The organism is Streptomyces sp. NPDC089915, assembly GCF_040684675.1.
Lineage (GTDB): Bacteria > Actinomycetota > Actinomycetes > Streptomycetales > Streptomycetaceae > Streptomyces.
Genome location: NZ_JBFBGN010000411.1, coordinates 1 through 1,128, shown reverse-complemented (window position 1 = coordinate 1,128; position 1,128 = coordinate 1). Strand labels below are relative to the sequence as shown.

The following is a 1,128-nucleotide window of genomic DNA, read 5'->3' as shown; positions in this document are numbered from 1 at the left end:
CCCGCCTGGTCCACCGACGACATCAGCGCCGAAGGCCGCCGCAAGCTCTCCGAGTTCGGCATCGCCCCGCCCCGCCCGCACTCCGCCGGCGTCCAGCTCCATCGGGAAGGGGTCGAGCCGCCGGTCCGGCTGCCCGGAGGTGTGACGGATCGAGCGGGTGGGGCAGGCGAAGACGGCCGCGTGTAAGCGGCGCGTCTCGGCCTCGTCGCGCGGCGGGCGCAGGATCCGCGACCTGCCGTCGGCCTCGCCGATCAGCTCGGGCGCGAGCTGCCGTGCGACATCGCAGTTGGTGCAACGGTCGTCCACGTACCAGCCGTCCACGGCGGGTCTCCGTTCCAGGAGGGGGAGGGGGAGGGGGAGCGACGCCCGACGAGGGCCTCCCTACCTGGATACCCCGCCCCCGGCCGCAAACGGTAGGCCCCGCCGATCTTGCGTTTCCGCACCCGACCCGCTCTCTCCTCAGCCCCGGTGCCGGGTGAAGCGGAGGTAGGCGAAGGACTCGCCCTCGCGCGGGGCCCGGGCCCAGGAACGGGTGGTGAGGGTGGGGAGCGCGCCCTCGGTCAGGGCGAAGCGGGGGAGGGACAGGCCCAGCTCGGTGTGGAGGGCCTCCGGCACGCGCGGCCCGTCCTCCTGCGACGGGGTGCCGTCCGGCCGGAACAGCCGGGCGGGGTCCAGGGCCTCGGGCACCGTCCCGGAGCGCCGGACGTCATCACCGCGCACGGTGAACGCGTAGACCTCCTCCCCCCGTTCGGCCACCGACAGGTGGAACGCGGCCGGCCGCCCGCCCGGGGACGAGCGGTTCGGCTCGCGCCACACCACCACCGCCCGGCCGTGCGCGGAGGCGGCGACGGCCGGGGACACGAACCGCTCGTTCAGGTAAGCGGCGTCGGCGTCGAAGGCAAACGCCCACCCTTCGGCGGTACGGCCGACGGCGACGGCCGCCCGGTCCTCCCACGGTTCCACCCCCTCGCGCCCCTGCCGCCCCCGCACCCGCCAGGTCCCCAACCGGTCCGTGAGCACCCCCAGTTCGGCCCCTTCCTCACCGATCAGCGCGGGCAGCCCGGCCGGGTCGAGGCCCTCGACCCACACGCACCGGAACCCGTCGAACGGCCCCCGCCCGCCCCCCAC

At 76.0% G+C, this 1,128-nt stretch carries 1 protein-coding gene and 1 pseudogene; both read right to left on the bottom strand.

Features of this window, described 5'->3' with window-relative positions; all coding sequences use genetic code 11:
- The coding region (locus AB0O29_RS36255; RefSeq protein WP_365160802.1) for a ferredoxin at positions 1 to 321 on the bottom strand (321 nt) is incomplete at its 3' end.
- Positions 322 to 459: 138 nt separating this feature from the next.
- Positions 460 to 1,128, bottom strand: a pseudogene (locus AB0O29_RS36250) (SMI1/KNR4 family protein); the annotation flags it as partial.